The 15,583-nt window shown below is 35.0% G+C and carries 11 protein-coding genes; 4 read left to right on the top strand and 7 right to left on the bottom strand.

Annotated features, from left to right (window positions below; translation table 11 throughout):
* Positions 1 to 48 precede the first annotated feature (48 nt).
* Both MY04_RS03635 and MY04_RS03630 read right to left on the bottom strand, forming a co-directional pair.
* A complete protein-coding gene (locus tag MY04_RS03635) occupies positions 49 to 2,454 on the bottom strand; it encodes a glycoside hydrolase family 19 protein (RefSeq protein WP_066206471.1) in 2,406 nt (801 codons plus the stop codon).
* A 178-nt stretch (positions 2,455 to 2,632) separates the two neighbouring features.
* Positions 2,633 to 3,325, bottom strand: a complete 693-nt coding sequence (locus MY04_RS03630; RefSeq protein ID WP_066206469.1) for an HAD family hydrolase — start codon at positions 3,323 to 3,325, stop codon at positions 2,633 to 2,635.
* 261 nt (positions 3,326 to 3,586) lie between these two features.
* Here MY04_RS03630 and MY04_RS03625 point away from each other — a divergent pair, with 261 nt between their 5' ends.
* Together MY04_RS03625 and MY04_RS03620 are read left to right on the top strand one after the other, a co-directional pair.
* Complete coding sequence (locus MY04_RS03625; protein WP_066206467.1) at positions 3,587 to 5,086, top strand: bifunctional ADP-dependent NAD(P)H-hydrate dehydratase/NAD(P)H-hydrate epimerase; 1,500 nt, start codon at positions 3,587 to 3,589, stop codon at positions 5,084 to 5,086.
* A gap of 44 nt (positions 5,087 to 5,130) precedes the next feature.
* Complete coding sequence (locus MY04_RS03620; protein WP_066206464.1) at positions 5,131 to 5,847, top strand: D-Ala-D-Ala carboxypeptidase family metallohydrolase; 717 nt, start codon at positions 5,131 to 5,133, stop codon at positions 5,845 to 5,847.
* Here MY04_RS03620 and MY04_RS03615 read toward each other — a convergent pair whose 3' ends face one another.
* Positions 5,848 to 7,062, bottom strand: coding sequence for an adenylate/guanylate cyclase domain-containing protein (locus MY04_RS03615; protein WP_066206461.1), 1,215 nt, complete (start codon positions 7,060 to 7,062; stop codon positions 5,848 to 5,850).
* A gap of 137 nt (positions 7,063 to 7,199) precedes the next feature.
* The gene (locus tag MY04_RS03610) at positions 7,200 to 7,625 is read right to left on the bottom strand and encodes a hypothetical protein (protein WP_066206459.1); all 426 of its coding nucleotides are present in this window, start codon (positions 7,623 to 7,625) and stop codon (positions 7,200 to 7,202) included.
* Between the two features lie 242 nt (positions 7,626 to 7,867).
* Here MY04_RS03610 and MY04_RS03605 point away from each other — a divergent pair, with 242 nt between their 5' ends.
* Entirely contained in the window at positions 7,868 to 10,018 is a 2,151-nt protein-coding gene (locus MY04_RS03605) for a prolyl oligopeptidase family serine peptidase (RefSeq protein WP_066206456.1), read from the top strand.
* A gap of 167 nt (positions 10,019 to 10,185) precedes the next feature.
* A complete protein-coding gene (locus tag MY04_RS03600) occupies positions 10,186 to 12,558 on the top strand; it encodes an outer membrane beta-barrel family protein (RefSeq protein WP_066206452.1) in 2,373 nt (790 codons plus the stop codon).
* A 144-nt stretch (positions 12,559 to 12,702) separates the two neighbouring features.
* Here MY04_RS03600 and MY04_RS03595 read toward each other — a convergent pair whose 3' ends face one another.
* From MY04_RS03595 to MY04_RS03585, 3 genes are all read right to left on the bottom strand, one after another.
* A complete protein-coding gene (locus tag MY04_RS03595) occupies positions 12,703 to 13,455 on the bottom strand; it encodes an acyl-[acyl-carrier-protein] thioesterase (protein ID WP_066206449.1) in 753 nt (250 codons plus the stop codon).
* Positions 13,448 to 14,344 (bottom strand): aldose 1-epimerase family protein, encoded by an 897-nt coding sequence (locus MY04_RS03590; RefSeq protein WP_066206446.1) that lies wholly within the window; start codon positions 14,342 to 14,344, stop codon positions 13,448 to 13,450. The genes MY04_RS03595 and MY04_RS03590 overlap by 8 nt, the downstream gene beginning before the upstream one ends.
* A gap of 144 nt (positions 14,345 to 14,488) precedes the next feature.
* Positions 14,489 to 15,490, bottom strand: a complete 1,002-nt coding sequence (locus MY04_RS03585; protein ID WP_066206443.1) for a hypothetical protein — start codon at positions 15,488 to 15,490, stop codon at positions 14,489 to 14,491.
* Positions 15,491 to 15,583: the final 93 nt, after the last annotated feature.

Raw genomic sequence — 15,583 nt, 5'->3', positions numbered from 1 at the left:
AGCATAAAATAAACCTCCATCAGTGTTTACTCATGGAGGTTTATTTTTTTACTTCTTAATCACTTTTCTATGCTCTAACACCTTATCACCATCATATAATTTGATATGATAAACACCTGTCTGAAAATTCTCTAGTTGTACTTGATTTCCTCCTTCAATTAATTCCTTTTCTAACATCACTTTTCCATTCTGATCATAGATAATTAACTGAATTTGATGATGGAGTTTTGGTAAGTCCAAATTCAACGTATTCGAAGTTGGATTTGGATAGATGTTCATCAAAAATTCTTCAAGATCTAGATCCGCTATTTGTCGAGTATTTGATGTACAATTCCCTATCGGTTTCCACCAGTGATCTGCTGTTCCTGGAACCACATTGTATAGATTATTAACCAAGCTTTCGTAAATCGCTCCCTCATAAGCTACTTGGTCTCCCATCTGATAAATTGTTGGGTATGGAGCATATTCATTTATCCCATCACAACTTCCTGTACCACCACTGTTCAACTTTTCCTTTATTTCGAAAGTTTGAGAGACTGTTTTGGTTGCTCCCTCATTATCTGTAGCTGTTACTTGAAGAGTATAAACTCCAAAACTTGGAGGTGTAAAATCAAAGTTACTTCCACTGAAATTGCTTGATCCTATACTTGAAATGATCGATGCAATAGAACCATCGACATCATTAGAATTAATAGATACATTAATCGGAGTTAATACCTCCTGTTCAATCACCTGATTTTGAGAAGGACTAACAATACTCACTGTTGGTGGAATGTTTGAAGGTCCACTTCCTCCACCTGAACATGCTCCCATAAACGACCAAGTAGTTTCATCTGTTCCGGGAGTAATGCCCGAGGCCCACCACTTATTAAAAATATAAAGATTACCCTGATAGGTCACCTTCAATCCGTTGGTTTGATAGGTTTTAGATGCATCGTACTCCTCAAAACCTGTACAATCTAAAGTTGCACCAGGGCATGCACTTTGAAATTTCCAAACATCAGAGGCTCCAGGGATATCCGAATCTTTGGTCTCCCATGCCGATTGATAGATCAAATTATTATACACCACTTGAATGCCTCCTGTATACACTTTTGCTTCCCAAGCATCACCACAATTCACTTTAGGGTCAATCACTTCTATCGTTTTTGTGGCATCACTCGAAACTCCTAAAGCATCGGTGGCAGTCACCTTAATTGTATACACTTTATACTGATTTGGTGTGAACGTAAACGACGTACCCTGATTAGAAACGACTACTCCATCCAAAGAAAATTCTACATTATTTATGGCTGCATCATCTTTATCTATTGCATTGACAGAAACTGAAATTTCTTTAAAATTATCTTGTCTGATTTCTGAAAAAGTAGGTGATAAAAATGAGATTCTTGGCTCTTGAGGTATAGGTTCAGGCTCTATTCCTCCGAATGCTTTTTGATTGGCACATCCACAAGCATTACAACTTGATCCTCCATCGAGATCAGTAGAAACACCTAATATACCAGAGTGTCTTTCATAATGACCAATTCTTGATAACACTTTGTCTTTTTCTGTTCCACTTCCACATTCCAAACCGCCATTGATAATGTTTACCGTTACCCCAAAACCTGGCGATCGTCCATTTTGTGCATCATAAGATGTCGGAATCCAATTGCCTACCATTACGTCATGTGCCGAAGGTTTAGGGTATTGAGGTGTCATCCAAAACCAAATGGCTGTTTGAAATGCCAATGCTCCGTCTTCTATCACTCTTTCGGGGTTGGCCAACAAAACATTTTTATCGCCATAGAGAAACTGACTCACCTGTCCATAATTGTAATTCCAACTAAGTTGAATCGGACCTCTACCATGATACGATTTCCCTGCCACAGCAGGATAATCAGGGTGATTGGCTTCCACATAACCAATCAAATCTGTTCCGGCATAACTTACTTCTTCTCTGAAATACAAACCCCAAGCATATTTACCTCCTGGTGCTGTAGCCCAACCTCCAGTAGTTTCTTGAGAAAGGTTAGCCAAGAATGCCGATAATTCTCGTGTTCTTGTTTCAACATCACCTTCTTTTAGAAATAAACCATAGTCGACCTCCTTTGTGATAATTGCTTTTTGAGCATTCCAAGAATCATCAAAACCAGCATCTGTACGAATCACTTTTTGCTCACCTGTAGTTTTATCAATTCGTGTGACTTTATAAAGGTTTGTTCCCGAACGTCTTTCCATAATCACGGAGATTTTCGACATTCGGTCCATGGCTTCAAGCAAGCTTTGGTAGGTGTAAAAATCGTTTTCCGGATTAAACTGATATCCTCCACCTGGCTTTTCTTCTGTTCCAAATCGATAAGGAAATAGTTCGTTGTACTGTGCTTCTGTTAAAGGTGCTTGAGCGAAACTCCACTGTGTGATGCCCATCCACAGCATCAATAATAGTAATCTCTTCATGTTGTAATCGTTCATTTCAAAAAAGTTTAATTGAGAGTTAAAATTCACATCGATTACAATGATGATGGTTATTTGAAGGAATACAGAATTAGAGGAGAGTACAAAATAGTATAGCACAAAAAACAAAAAGGGGTACACGAAAAATCTCCGTTGTACCCCTTCTTGTCTATATTATTTGATCTAAACGAGTGGATTATTTCTTCCAAGCATCCAACGTTTCCAAGTTCCAATCACTAATTTTGATTGTTTTAAACCCTAACTCTTTACACTCTTTTGTATATTGTTCTGGCTTATCATATTCTTTATTGGCTTCATCATCATGAATTACTAAATAAGCATTACCCACGTATTTCATCATTGGGAAATCGCCATGAGAATTACCATAAGCAACTGTTGGCTTGATTCCTCTTGCCTTCAAATTATCAACTTTCCCTTCTTTGTCGTTGATGTTGATATTCTTTGCTTTTAGTTTCTCTGTTCTAAACTCAGAACCAATCACTACATCAAAAGAATTATTTAAATAGCGTTTGTTTACCTCTTCGGCAAATCTCACTTCAGAACCTGTACATAACACTAATGTGTAACCCTCTTTTTTAAGACTATCCACAACATTCATCATATAGGGATACACTCTGATATCGTGTTTCTTAAAAAACGATTTTAGATATTTTGGATATTTTGGATTGTTACTTAGTTCTGTTAAACCATTGACTAAATCATCCATAGTTTCAATCTGACTAGTACTATATTTCTTGGCAAAATCGGCCAATGCATAGTTTGGTGATTCAGAAATTAACGTTCCATCCATATCAAAAACAGCAATTTTATCTTGAGCTAGAACAAATTGTGAAACAAATAAAAGGGTAATTAGTAAAATCTTTTTCATTTTCTTATGCGATTATAGTTTATATCCGTATAAACGTAAAGTTAAGAGTTTATTCATACCAAATAAGATCATAAACTTCCCAATTAAGATCAAATACAATTTATTCACTTTTGTTTAGAATTCTGTTTTTTTCAAAATTATAATACTATGATTTCTTGATGTAAGACAAAATAGAATCAATAGGTAAAAATTAGGAAAGGTTTGACTGATATTTAAACTTTTCTTATTAAATTATATCAAGCAAAACATCAAGAACTATACATGAAACTATATACTGCACAACAGATAAGAGATTGGGACAAATTCACTATTAAAAACGAACCCATCAAAAGTATTGATTTAATGGAACGTGCCGCTGGCAAATTAACTGATTGGTACCTTGAAAACTGTGGCGGTTATGAAGATGTGAGTATATTTTGTGGTATTGGAAATAACGGAGGTGATGGCCTAGTGATGGCAAGACTCCTCTCCAATGAACAATTTGATGTTAAAGTTTTCATTGTCCACTTTGGAGAAAACCCTTCTCCCGACTTTACTGAAAACTTAGAACGCTTACCTAAGAAAATTGATTGTGTCCACATCAAAGAATCTGCTGATATTCCTGAGTTAAACAAAGAAACTGTGATTGTAGATTGCATTTTCGGATCAGGCATCTCTCGTCCTCCAAAAGGAATTACTTTGGATGTGATCACCAAAATCAATAAATCCAATAATCCAGTCATTTCAGTAGATATTGCTTCTGGACTGTATACCGATCATTATTCTACCCATTTTAATAGCATCGTAGAAGCGGATATCACACTGACATTGGAAGTTCCTAAACTTTCTATGTTGTTCCCTGAAAACGAAAAGAATGTAGGTGAATTACATATACTAAAAATTGGATTGGATAAAGAATATGCAAAAACTGTAGATTCGAACTTCTATTTCACTACTTCTCAAACAGCAGAAAAAATATATAAACCTAGAAAGCGATTTGATCACAAAGGCAAGTTTGGTCATGTGTTATTAGTGGGCGGAAGTAAAGGCATGATTGGTGCCGTACAATTGGCCACTAGATCTGCTTTACGATCTGGTGCTGGCAAAACCTCTGTAATAGTACCATCTTGTGGTTACGAAATCCTTCAAGCTACCTGCCCTGAAGCCATGTGTATTGCCGATCCATCTAGAAATCATATTGTCGCCTCTACTCTATTAAAGCCTTACACTGCCATTGGTATTGGACCAGGAATAGGAAAACATGAGCAAACAAAAAAAGCGATTCGATCGATTATAGAAGATGCTGAAAAACCGATTGTTTTAGATGCTGATGCTCTTAATCTGTTATCAGAAAATAGCGATTGGTGGGAAATGATTCCCGAAAACTCCATTTTAACTCCTCATGTTGGGGAATTCGAAAGACTAGCTGATATACATTTCATCAATTCATTTGACCGTTTAGAAGCTGCTTCAAAAATGGCTCAGGATCGAAAGGTGATTATCATTCTTAAAGGGGCAAATACTGCGGTCTGTTTACCAAATGGTGAAATTCACTTTAACTCTACTGGCAATCCAGGATTAGCCAAAGGTGGAAGTGGTGATGCTTTGTTGGGATTAATTACTGGTTTACTCGGACAAAAATACAATTCGATGGAAGCGGCTATTCTCGGTGTCTACATTCATGGCAAAGCTGGTGATTATGCTGCACAGAATATGAGTATAGAATCGGTAACCACTTCTGATGTGATTGATCATATTGGGAAAGTGTTTCTTGGGTTTTAATTACTTTTGGTGCTTAGAAAACACTAACAAACAATTTTCATTGAATGAAATATCGAAAACAACTTATTCTTATTACACTACTTTTTTCTTTTGTCATAGGATATAAATTCTTGTGGGTATTAGATCCCATTTTAGCCAGAGGATATGATATCATCACCGGACAAAAAGCAAAAAACAAAGTAGATATTAATCAATTTGAGTGGGTTTCAAGAGGACAATTACCACTTGAGATTGAAGAAAAATTAAGTAGTAAAACGTGTAAAAGTATTTACTATGATAAAGAGTTTTTCTTTAAAATTAGTTGGTTTGACCGATATAAGAACATTATTGGAAAAGTAAAGGCTTATCAACTTCTTACTCCTGATCGACTTATTAGAAAACGTATTCGTATTCCCAATCTTGATAAGACACAGTATTTATTAATCGACTTTCATGTACTTCAAGCTTATCAAAAACTTATGGATGAGCTTCAACTAAATAATTACAATACAAATGAGGTGTATATCACTTCAGCTTTTAGAAACCCTGCTTATAATCAAATAGTAGGTGGTGCTTCTTGTAGCCAACATCAAAAAGGAAATGCACTTGATATACATGTTGGTGATATCAATTCTGATGGAATAGCCGATCAAAAGGACAGGAAAATTATTTATGACTTACTCGAAAATAAGTTTATCGGCAGCACAGGTGGTATTGGTCAATATGCCAATCATCCCAAACTTATTCATTTTGATACGAGAGGGTATAGAGCGAGATGGTAACTAAGCCAATTTAAAAATCTTAGTAGGCGTTTCCATACCTTTCAATTTTACATCCCCAATTTCTTCAATGTCAACCTCACTTTTTTCCATGCGATCAAAGATGTTTTCTGATATCAAAAACTGATTGTTGTATGTTTTATTTAAAGATTCTATTCTAGCAGCAATGATCACGTTCTTTCCTGTAAGTGAATAGGCTTTTCTTTCGTCGTTACCTATGTTTCCCGCTACAATATTTCCACTATGAAGGCCAATACCTATCTTTATTTCGGGTATTTTCTCTTCTTCCACTAATTGATTGATACATTGAAGTATTTCAAAACCTGACTTTACTGCATCCTTTTCATGCCCATCATATTTGATAGGTGCTCCGAAAACTGCCATCAAACCATCACCTAATAATTGAAGCACTACCCCATTATTTTTTCGAATAATCTCTATTAATTCACCAAAAACAATATTCTGAAATTTAGCAACCTCTGAGGGAGCTCGTGAATCTGCAAAAACAGTAAAATCTCGAATATCCAAGAACATAATGGAGGCATCAAAATTGGTGGTTTTTATTTCTTCTTCACTGCTAATCATATGTTGAGCGATTTTCTGAGAGATCTGTTGACCAAATAAGCCCCTAATTTTTTCTAATAACCTTTTCGTTACTTTTTGCTCCTGACGTAAATTATGTTCCAATCTTTTTGTCGATTGAGCATAGAAATTAATTAAAAGTGAAGTAATTATTATGGTAAAGACTGCATTTGAGATATAAGAAAAATGCAGCATATCTGTGTCTAACGTATAGATACCGTGTTTAAAAACAATGGATATGGTTACATAGACCATGCAGATTAATATTAATAATCCGAATTGCACTTTTCTATTCCAATTTGGATTAAAAAAACTAAGGCCTGCTAAATAGATTAACCAAAAATGAGCACCAAATCCCCATCCTAAAAAATAAGTACACAATACTTGATGAAACAATAGCTCCACACAAGCTAAGAAGAAAGCATAATTCTCGTGCTTATTATTATTTAAATAGAGTGCTGATGCAAATGCTGGACAGCTAAAGAGAATATTGAAAAAGACGAGTTCTGTTATACCAATGTACCAAAATAGAAAGATAGCAGATATATGTCCTAATAGTCCAACTAAATAGGCTCCCTGAGTTATTTGATGAAACTTTTTAACTTCGAACTTTGGGTCGGTTACCTCATTGATCATTATGAGAGATTTTAGAAATAGTATATGGGTGATTGATAGTTATAATATGAACAATGATAATGAAAAAGACAACCAATACTCCTTCAAATACTTGAATTCATGTTGATTGTCTTCTTTATGCTCAATTTATTCGATTACTATATTCTGATACCTAGACCAAAACTTAAGGCAAATAAGTTTCTTGCGAAGTAATAGTCCCCATTAATCTGCAAAGAAAGATTGTTATCAATGTATCTTGAGTATCCTCCACCAAGTGCAAAATCGGTGGTATTAATAAGTACCCCTTTCATAGAGAAATGAAGATTAGGCACCACATAAACTCTAGAACCCAATATCATATTACCTCCATTGTTGAGGTATTCGTACCCTCCCATTAAAGTCATATTGGAAGCCATAAAATAATTAAGTTCGAAGTTGCCGTAAAACTTCACTTTATCAGCTCCAAAAGCGGGACCAATACTTCCGGATAATTCAATGTTTCCTCCATTATCTTGTGCTTTCACTTCATTAGTAAAAGAAAAAATTGAGACAATAAAAGCCGTTAAAATGAGTATTTGTTTCATTTAGTAGTTTGTTGTTTTGTGACCACTTTATTCAATGTTGAGGATATTGTATAAAGCTGAATAAATCGTTATCAAATTCCTTTCCGAAGACTATAATAATTATCATGTCATTAAATAATACTTCTCTAGGAACTCATTTTTTAATTGGAAATGCGAAATTATAGTTTTTTTAAGAGATGATTTTTGAATAGCTGTTAAATCAATTTTAAATTATGCCAAAATAACCATATAATTTTTTAAACATGAATAAGAACATCGTTTCGGCTCTTCTCTTATCTAGTGTCGCAGCCTTTACTGCATGTAATAAACAAATGCCACATAAGTATCCTGATACTAAAAAAGAAATCGTAGAAGACGAATATTTTGGTACTAAAGTACAAGATCCTTATCGTTGGTTAGAAGACGATAAATCTTCTGAAACGGCTGATTGGGTAGCTGCTGAAAATGAGGTAACTCAGGCTTTCCTAGCTAAAATTCCTTTTAAGAAAGGAATCCAAGATCGTTTAACTGAACTATGGAACTACGAAAAAATCACAGCCCCTCGTAAACATGGAGATTGGTTATATTTCTATAAGAATGATGGACTTCAAAATCAATATGTATTGTATAGAAAGAAACCTAATTCTGATGTTGAAGAGGTATTCTTAGATCCAAATACATTCTCTGAGGATGGTACGACTTCCCTATCCACCATCAAATTTACACATGACGGAAAGTTAGCCGCTTATGCTACTTCTACAGGTGGATCCGATTGGAGAGATATCTATGTTCTAGATACAGAGACAAAAGAAATTGTTGAGGCTCCGGTGAGAAATGCGAAGTTTACAAACATCGCTTGGAATAAGAATAAAGGATTCTATTACAGTAAATACGACCAACCTAAAGAGGGTTCACAGTTATCTGGCATGACGCAACATCATAAATTGATGTACCACCAATTGGGCACATCACAAAATGATGACAAATTGGTCTTTGGAGGTAAAGAAACACCAAGAAGGTATGTGGGTGCCTATGTTACTGATGATGAGAAATACTTAGTCATTACAGCAGCTGTAAACACAACAGGTAATGAATTATACATTCAAGATTTATCGAAAAAGAATGCACCAATTATTACATTGGTAGACAACTTCGATAACAACCACAGCATCATTTATTCTGATAACAAACAATTCTGGATCGAAACCAACTACAATGCGCCTAATGGAAAAGTGGTAGTTGCTAAAGTAAATGCTGCACAAAGAGCTCATTGGACAGATTTAATTCCAGAAACTGAAAATGTGTTATCGGTAAGTACTTCTGGAAAGAAAATCTTTGCCAAGTATATGAAGGATGCTATCTCAAAAGTATATCAATACGATTTAGAAGGGAAGAAAGAAAAAGAGGTAAAATTACCGGGTGTGGGTACTGCATCAGGTTTCTATGGTGAAGATGAGGATAAAACTTTATTCTACACATTCACTTCATACACTATGCCTTCTACAACTTTTGAATACAACATCGAAACGGGAGAATCGAAAGAATATATTCGTCCGAATGTAAAATTCAATCCGAACGATTATACTTCAGAACAAGTATTCTATAAATCAAAAGACGGTACAAAAGTGCCAATGATCATTACATATAAAAAAGGATTAAAGAAAGACGGACAAAACCCTACGATCCTTTACGGTTATGGTGGATTTAGCGTCAGCTTACAACCTCGTTTCTCTGTGGCCAATGTAGTATGGTTAGAAAATGGTGGTGTTTACGCTGTTCCAAACCTTAGAGGTGGTGGTGAATATGGCGAGAAGTGGCACCTTGCTGGTACAAAAATGAACAAGCAAAATGTATTTGATGATTTCATTGCAGCAGCAGAATACCTTAAAAAAAAAGGGTATACTTCTACTGAAAAACTTGCTCTAAGAGGTGGTTCTAACGGTGGTTTGTTAGTAGGTGCGACAATGACGCAACGTCCTGATTTAGCTGCAGTAGCCTTCCCTGCTGTTGGTGTTCTTGATATGTTACGATACAATAAGTTTACAGCCGGAGCTGGTTGGGCGTATGATTACGGTACGGCAGAAGACTCGAAAGAAATGTTCGAATATTTAAAGGGTTACTCTCCTTACCACAATGTAAAACAAGGAGTTAATTATCCTTCTACATTAATTACTACAGCCGATCATGATGACCGTGTGGTTCCAGCTCACTCATTTAAATTTGCAGCTGAGCTACAAGCTAAGGATTCAGGTAAAAACCCTGTTCTTATCCGTATTGCTACAAATGCTGGTCACGGTGCAGGTAAACCTACAAGCATGATTATCGAAGAATATGCAGATATCTTCGGATTTGCTTGGTACAATATGGATGTTACTCCGTCATTGGATCATAAAGTGGATTCAAAGACGATGTAAATCATCCTTTTATCATCAAAGAGCCCAGAATGTTTAATCATTTTGGGCTTTTTTTATTAATAGACCTAAACATTAACACTCTGGATCTACCTTTAATGATAATTATCAGTTAAAAAACCTAAATTTGAACTTCATACTATCATATAACTTTCAACTTTCATCTAATAATGAAAACTGTAACATTTAGTGTCAATTTAATTGTATTACTATTCATCTCCACTTTCCTTTTTGCAAACGACAATCTTGAAAAAAAAGGAAATGTCAAAGGTCAGATTATTGACCAAAACGATGGTAGCCCTGTTGGATATGCTACTGTATCATTAAATAACAAGGATAATATTTCCATTGGAGGTGGTTTAACTGATGATGCCGGTCAGTTTAGAATCAAAAATGTGCCTTATGGTACTTACACCCTAATCGTACAATTCGTTGGTTACAACACATTACAAAAAGAGCTAAAAGTAAATGCTCCTTCTGTGGATGTTGGACAAATAAAAATCGGCGAAAATGTAGAACAACTCGAAGAAGTCGAAGTTAGAGCAGAGAAAACAAGTATCGAACGTTCAATCGATAAGAAAGTCGTTAACGTTAGTGATGCCATGATTGCTGAAGGAAATTCAGTTTCTGAAGTATTGCAAACTATTCCAGAAATTAGTGTGGGTTCTGATGGAGCCATCTCTCTAAGAGGAGAAAGTAACGTTAGAGTACTTATTGATGGTAAACCCTCACAGATTGATCCTGCACAGATTTTCCAAACTTTGCCTGCTGGTTCTATCGAAAAGATTGAAGTCATCACCAATCCATCGGCTAAATATGACCCTGATGGCTTATCGGGTATTATCAATGTGATTACCAAAAAAGATAAAATGAAAGGTCTTAACGGTAGTGCTAACATTGGTGCAGGTACTGGCGAGAAATACAATGGGTATTTAGGATTGAACTATAGAATCAAAAAGTTCAACTTCTTTGGACAAGGTTCATATGGAGAGAATAGATTCGAAAATCAAAAAGACTTAAGACGTATCTATTCTGATTCTTCTATTCCTTCTTTTGATCAGAAAGGTGATAATATCAGAAATGGTCGTTACTACAACACAAAATTAGGTGCCGATTACTTCTTGGATTCTACCAACACCATCACGTTCTATGCTGAACTTTGGGATTGGAAAGGCGGAGAAGAAAACTTCTTTACGAACAACAATATCCAAGGAGATCAGATTATCTTCTCTCAGAAAGAATACGGTAACCAAAACAATAGAGCGAGTGGTCAATCCTTCAGCTTAAACCATAGAAAAGAATTTAAGAAAGGTGTTTTAGAGAGCGATGCTTTCTATAATGGAGGTACATCCGATTTCTCCACTTCATCTACACTTGAACAAGATTCATCAAGAAACTCATCTGTTGGAACAGATGCGAATTGGAATTATGCTTCTTTAAAAGTCGATTACTCTCATAAGATTAATGATAAATCATCTTTAGAAACAGGTTATAAAGGGGAATTATTGGATGCATCAGCTCAGATATCAAATAATTTGGGTGGAGTGATTAATAACTATAGCTATGATTATGATCAATACATTAACTCAGTGTATGGATCATATAGCATCGCTTTAGGAAGCTATTCCATCAAAGCCGGTTTAAGAGGAGAAGTGGCTACTATTGATGGTACAGTGAAAACAGAAAGTGGTCAAGATACCACTTATAGTATCAACTATGCGAGTTTGTTCCCTACCCTTCATGTTCAGAAGAAAATGGGCGAATTTAATACTGTTGGAGTTAGTTATTCGAGAAGAATTAACCGTCCTAGTATATTTAACATGCTTCCTATCGAGCAACGTTCGAACTCATCGACTGTATCAGTAGGTAACCCTAACTTACAACCTTCTTATACCAACTCCATCAGCTTCGATCATAGTTACAACAAGAATAAATTAGGATTAAACACGAGTGTTTATTTAAGACATAGTACAGATATCATTAGAAACGTTTCCAGATACGATTCAGTTGAGGATGTCACCGTTTACACTTGGGCCAACTTAGGTTCGTCTATGACAGGTGGTGCTTCGATTTCTGCCAATTATCAAATTGCTAAATGGTGGAACATTGATGCCAACTTAAACCTCTTCTACCTAGATATTCAAGACGAAAACGAAGAGTTTACTGTTCCTCAAGATGCTAACCCTATCAACTGGACCGCTAAACTGAATACGCGATTTACTTTACCAAAGAATTTTACCCTTCAAATCATGGGTAGATATGCGGGTCAGCAATACGATGCACAAAATATCACCCAGCCAACTTACGCACTTAACCTTGCAGTAAAAAAGGCGATTTTAAAACGTAAAGGTAATATCTCATTCAAAATTGATGATATTATTAATAGCGGTTTCACAAAAGATGTTTACGGTCGTGATTTCCAAGAACAAACTTACTATTTACAGGAACGCCCTGTATATAGGTTATCTTTCTCTTATGCCTTTGGTGGACAGTTCCAAGGTAGAAAAGCAAGAAAGTTACATAGTTCTGGAGGGATGAATTAGATAGGTAGCAGGTAGCAGGTAGCAGGTAGCAGGTAGCAGGTAGCAGGTAGCAGGTAGCAGGTAGCAGGTAGCAGGTAGCAGGTAGCAAAATAAAAAGAGTCAGTTTCAAAAATGAAGAAACTGACTCTTTTTGTTATATCTTTTTTATATTAATTCCCACTTTGTGTGAATTATACATGCGGGTTTATCTTCTTTATAAATTCCAGTAATAAGGTGATAACCATTTTCTGATTGCTGTTGTTCGGTAATCACATCAACTTCCTGATCTAAGACTACTTCCGATAAATAGTTGATCTCTACCTCTACCAATTTCTTTGATTTAAACGAATGTGGAATGCTATCCAACATCCAATCAAAGTACTTGATATTATTAACATGATTTACCGGGTCCAACTCAGAATACACCACTTTTCTTTTCGATTCGAAATCTTTAGATGATGGTGGTTGAAGTTTACTTGGTTTCTCCAAAGTAATTAGATCATCTCTTTGGGTCACCTTATCCATAAACTCGGTAATCATAATGGGTCTTCTTCGTTTTAAATCAATCCCAAACCAAATAGAGGAACCTTGTATAATTACATTTCCCTTATCATCTTTAATCAAGAAATTCCTTTGGGAGGATAGTTTCTGAACATCATACACCCAAGTGGTAATATGAAGGTCTTCTGTCCATTTTGGCCACTTTTTGACTTCATATTTCAAGCTTCCTAATACCCAAGCATGACCGTTTTTCATCATTTCTCTTAGCCCAAATTTTTCGGCATTGGAATGATTCCCTGCCACTTCCTGAAAAATTTCAGAAATGGTAGAGGGCTTCATTTTATAGCCGGGACCAATTTGATGGGCTTTTACGGTTTGATGTTCCGACCACACTCCTTCTTTTAAACTACTACTCATCGTCCATCATCTCAACGGTGAATGTTGCAGAGAAAGTCTTGCCTTTTTCTAGTGTTTGATTCGCATACTTCTCCTTGAAATTATGATTCTCATCTCTTAGATCAGCCACTCCATACCAAGGCTCAATACATACAAAATCGGCATTCTTTCCAACCGGAGTCCAAATTCCTAGAAGTGGCCAATCTTTAAAACCAATTCTCAGTTTTCTAGAATCATCTTTCTTGGTATAAATATCAAGATATTCTGATTTGAAATGATCGAAAATTATGGCATCGTCCTTAAAAGTTTCGAACTTTAATGGAAGAATTTTCTCTCCCTTCAATGCATCATGTTCAATGGCTCCGCTTCTTAATCCGTTATCCAATAGTAATCTTTCAAACTCTTCTTGATGAGAAAATTCGATAACATAATCTTCGAAAGATGTACCTGGAACAAAGTTGGTATTAAAACCTGGATGGGCTCCCACGCCAAAATAAATAGTTTCCATATCCAAGTTATCTACTTGATATGTAATACTTAATTTATTGTCTTTGATCTCATAGATCGTTCTAAAAACAAACTTATAGGGATATTTCTGAATGGTTTCGTGATCAAATCGCAGTTCAAAAATACACGACAACTCGTCTTGAGTCACTAATTTATGTTCCATATCACGAGCAAAACCATGTTGAGGGAGTTTATAATTTACTCCATCCACTTCGTAATATCCTTCTTCTACTTGTCCAACAATTGGAAATAACACAGGTGCATGTCTCCCCCATACTTCCTTATCGGCTTGCCATAAATATTCTTGTTGATGTTGTTTATGATATACCGAATGTAACTCTGCCCCGTCTCTTGAAATCTTAACTGATAATACGGCGTTCTCAAGTGATACTAATCTGCTCATTTATGTTTAAATACGTAATGGTCAATATTTAATGTCTATCTTAAAAATTGATATTTAAAAAGACATATTTTGTTGTAGTGAAAATAGAAAATTTAACTATAAAGTAAAAAGGGAAAATGAAGAAGTAATGATAAAAAAGACTAATTATTGAGTAAATAAATTTTCATCAGTCTCAATATTAAATTTGATTACATCAATAATATCCTTCGTTAGTTTGTGAAACTCATTGATCTCTCCTTCCAATACTGAATACTCTTCAATTTCATAGGTATTAATATATCCTTCTAACCCTTCCTCACCAAGCACTATTAACTTTCTTATTTTCATAGCTGCATCAGTTTTATAATTTTTTCTTTTAATTTCTTGCTCTATTTCCGTTGGGATTTTAGTAAGAAACGCTCTGACATAAAAAGCTTTAAATTTCAGATCTTTAGATACTTGAATAGGAGTTCCGTTTTGATCTTTTAAAAATAACTGCACCTCTTCAACTTCTCCTATTTTAAGCTCTATAGGATGTTTTATTAAAGATGAGTAAAGCGAAAATAATTTGTAATTAACGATTTTATTTGAGCCTTTTAGATTCTCAATTCTGTATCCTAAGAATAATTTCTGATTATTGTAGGTTTTCACTGAGTAGTTTACTGATGATAATGGTTGATCATCTAATAAAAAGCGAACACGACAAAGGTTATCTTCATCTTCATATCTACTTATATATTTTCTTATTGTTCCCTCTTTCAACTTCATTTCAATTGTATTCATCAAAAATAATTCTGCCTTAATTGAATCAAATTCAGATAAGGGTAATTTTTGATAATAAGGTGGATCCAATAATATAGTACCACGTTCCATTTTAGTCATTGCTAAATTACCTTGCCTTTCAACCAAAGCTTTATAAAAATTCTCATCTAAATAATCAAAGACTTTCACTTCAATAAAAGGTGGTTTCTCTGAAACAATTTCATAGTCAATTCTCTCAAGAGCGTTCCATCTTTTAGTGAATAATTTTTTAGACTCCTGATAAGAGTCTCCAATAATTTTAAACTTTACAAGAGAATAGCTTTGTGTGGATTTTTCATCATTTGATGACGTACATGAAAGTAAACAACATACGATTAGGAAGAGAGAAGTTATTTTGTTTAGCATGATAATTTAGTAGTTAATTAAAAAAGTCAGGTGATACTTTCTTAAAGCAATCACCTGACTTAAATATACTATTTGTAATTAAAAATTACCATC

It is taken from the genome of Flammeovirga sp. MY04 (genome assembly GCF_001682195.2).
Lineage (GTDB): Bacteria > Bacteroidota > Bacteroidia > Cytophagales > Flammeovirgaceae > Flammeovirga > Flammeovirga yaeyamensis.
The sequence above is the reverse complement of the archived record's forward strand: the minus strand, read 5'-3'. Positions and strand labels throughout refer to the sequence as shown.

Coding starts and splice junctions, on each gene's coding strand:
- MY04_RS03590 (WP_066206446.1), bottom strand. CDS start 14,344: ATGAGCAGATTAGTATCACTTGAGAACGCCGTATTATCAGTTAAGATT.
- MY04_RS03600 (WP_066206452.1), top strand. CDS start 10,186: ATGAAAACTGTAACATTTAGTGTCAATTTAATTGTATTACTATTCATC.
- MY04_RS03595 (WP_066206449.1), bottom strand. CDS start 13,455: ATGAGTAGTAGTTTAAAAGAAGGAGTGTGGTCGGAACATCAAACCGTA.
- MY04_RS03630 (WP_066206469.1), bottom strand. CDS start 3,325: ATGAAAAAGATTTTACTAATTACCCTTTTATTTGTTTCACAATTTGTT.
- MY04_RS03620 (WP_066206464.1), top strand. CDS start 5,131: ATGAAATATCGAAAACAACTTATTCTTATTACACTACTTTTTTCTTTT.
- MY04_RS03635 (WP_066206471.1), bottom strand. CDS start 2,454: ATGAACGATTACAACATGAAGAGATTACTATTATTGATGCTGTGGATG.
- MY04_RS03615 (WP_066206461.1), bottom strand. CDS start 7,062: ATGATCAATGAGGTAACCGACCCAAAGTTCGAAGTTAAAAAGTTTCAT.
- MY04_RS03605 (WP_066206456.1), top strand. CDS start 7,868: ATGAATAAGAACATCGTTTCGGCTCTTCTCTTATCTAGTGTCGCAGCC.
- MY04_RS03610 (WP_066206459.1), bottom strand. CDS start 7,625: ATGAAACAAATACTCATTTTAACGGCTTTTATTGTCTCAATTTTTTCT.
- MY04_RS03585 (WP_066206443.1), bottom strand. CDS start 15,490: ATGCTAAACAAAATAACTTCTCTCTTCCTAATCGTATGTTGTTTACTT.
- MY04_RS03625 (WP_066206467.1), top strand. CDS start 3,587: ATGAAACTATATACTGCACAACAGATAAGAGATTGGGACAAATTCACT.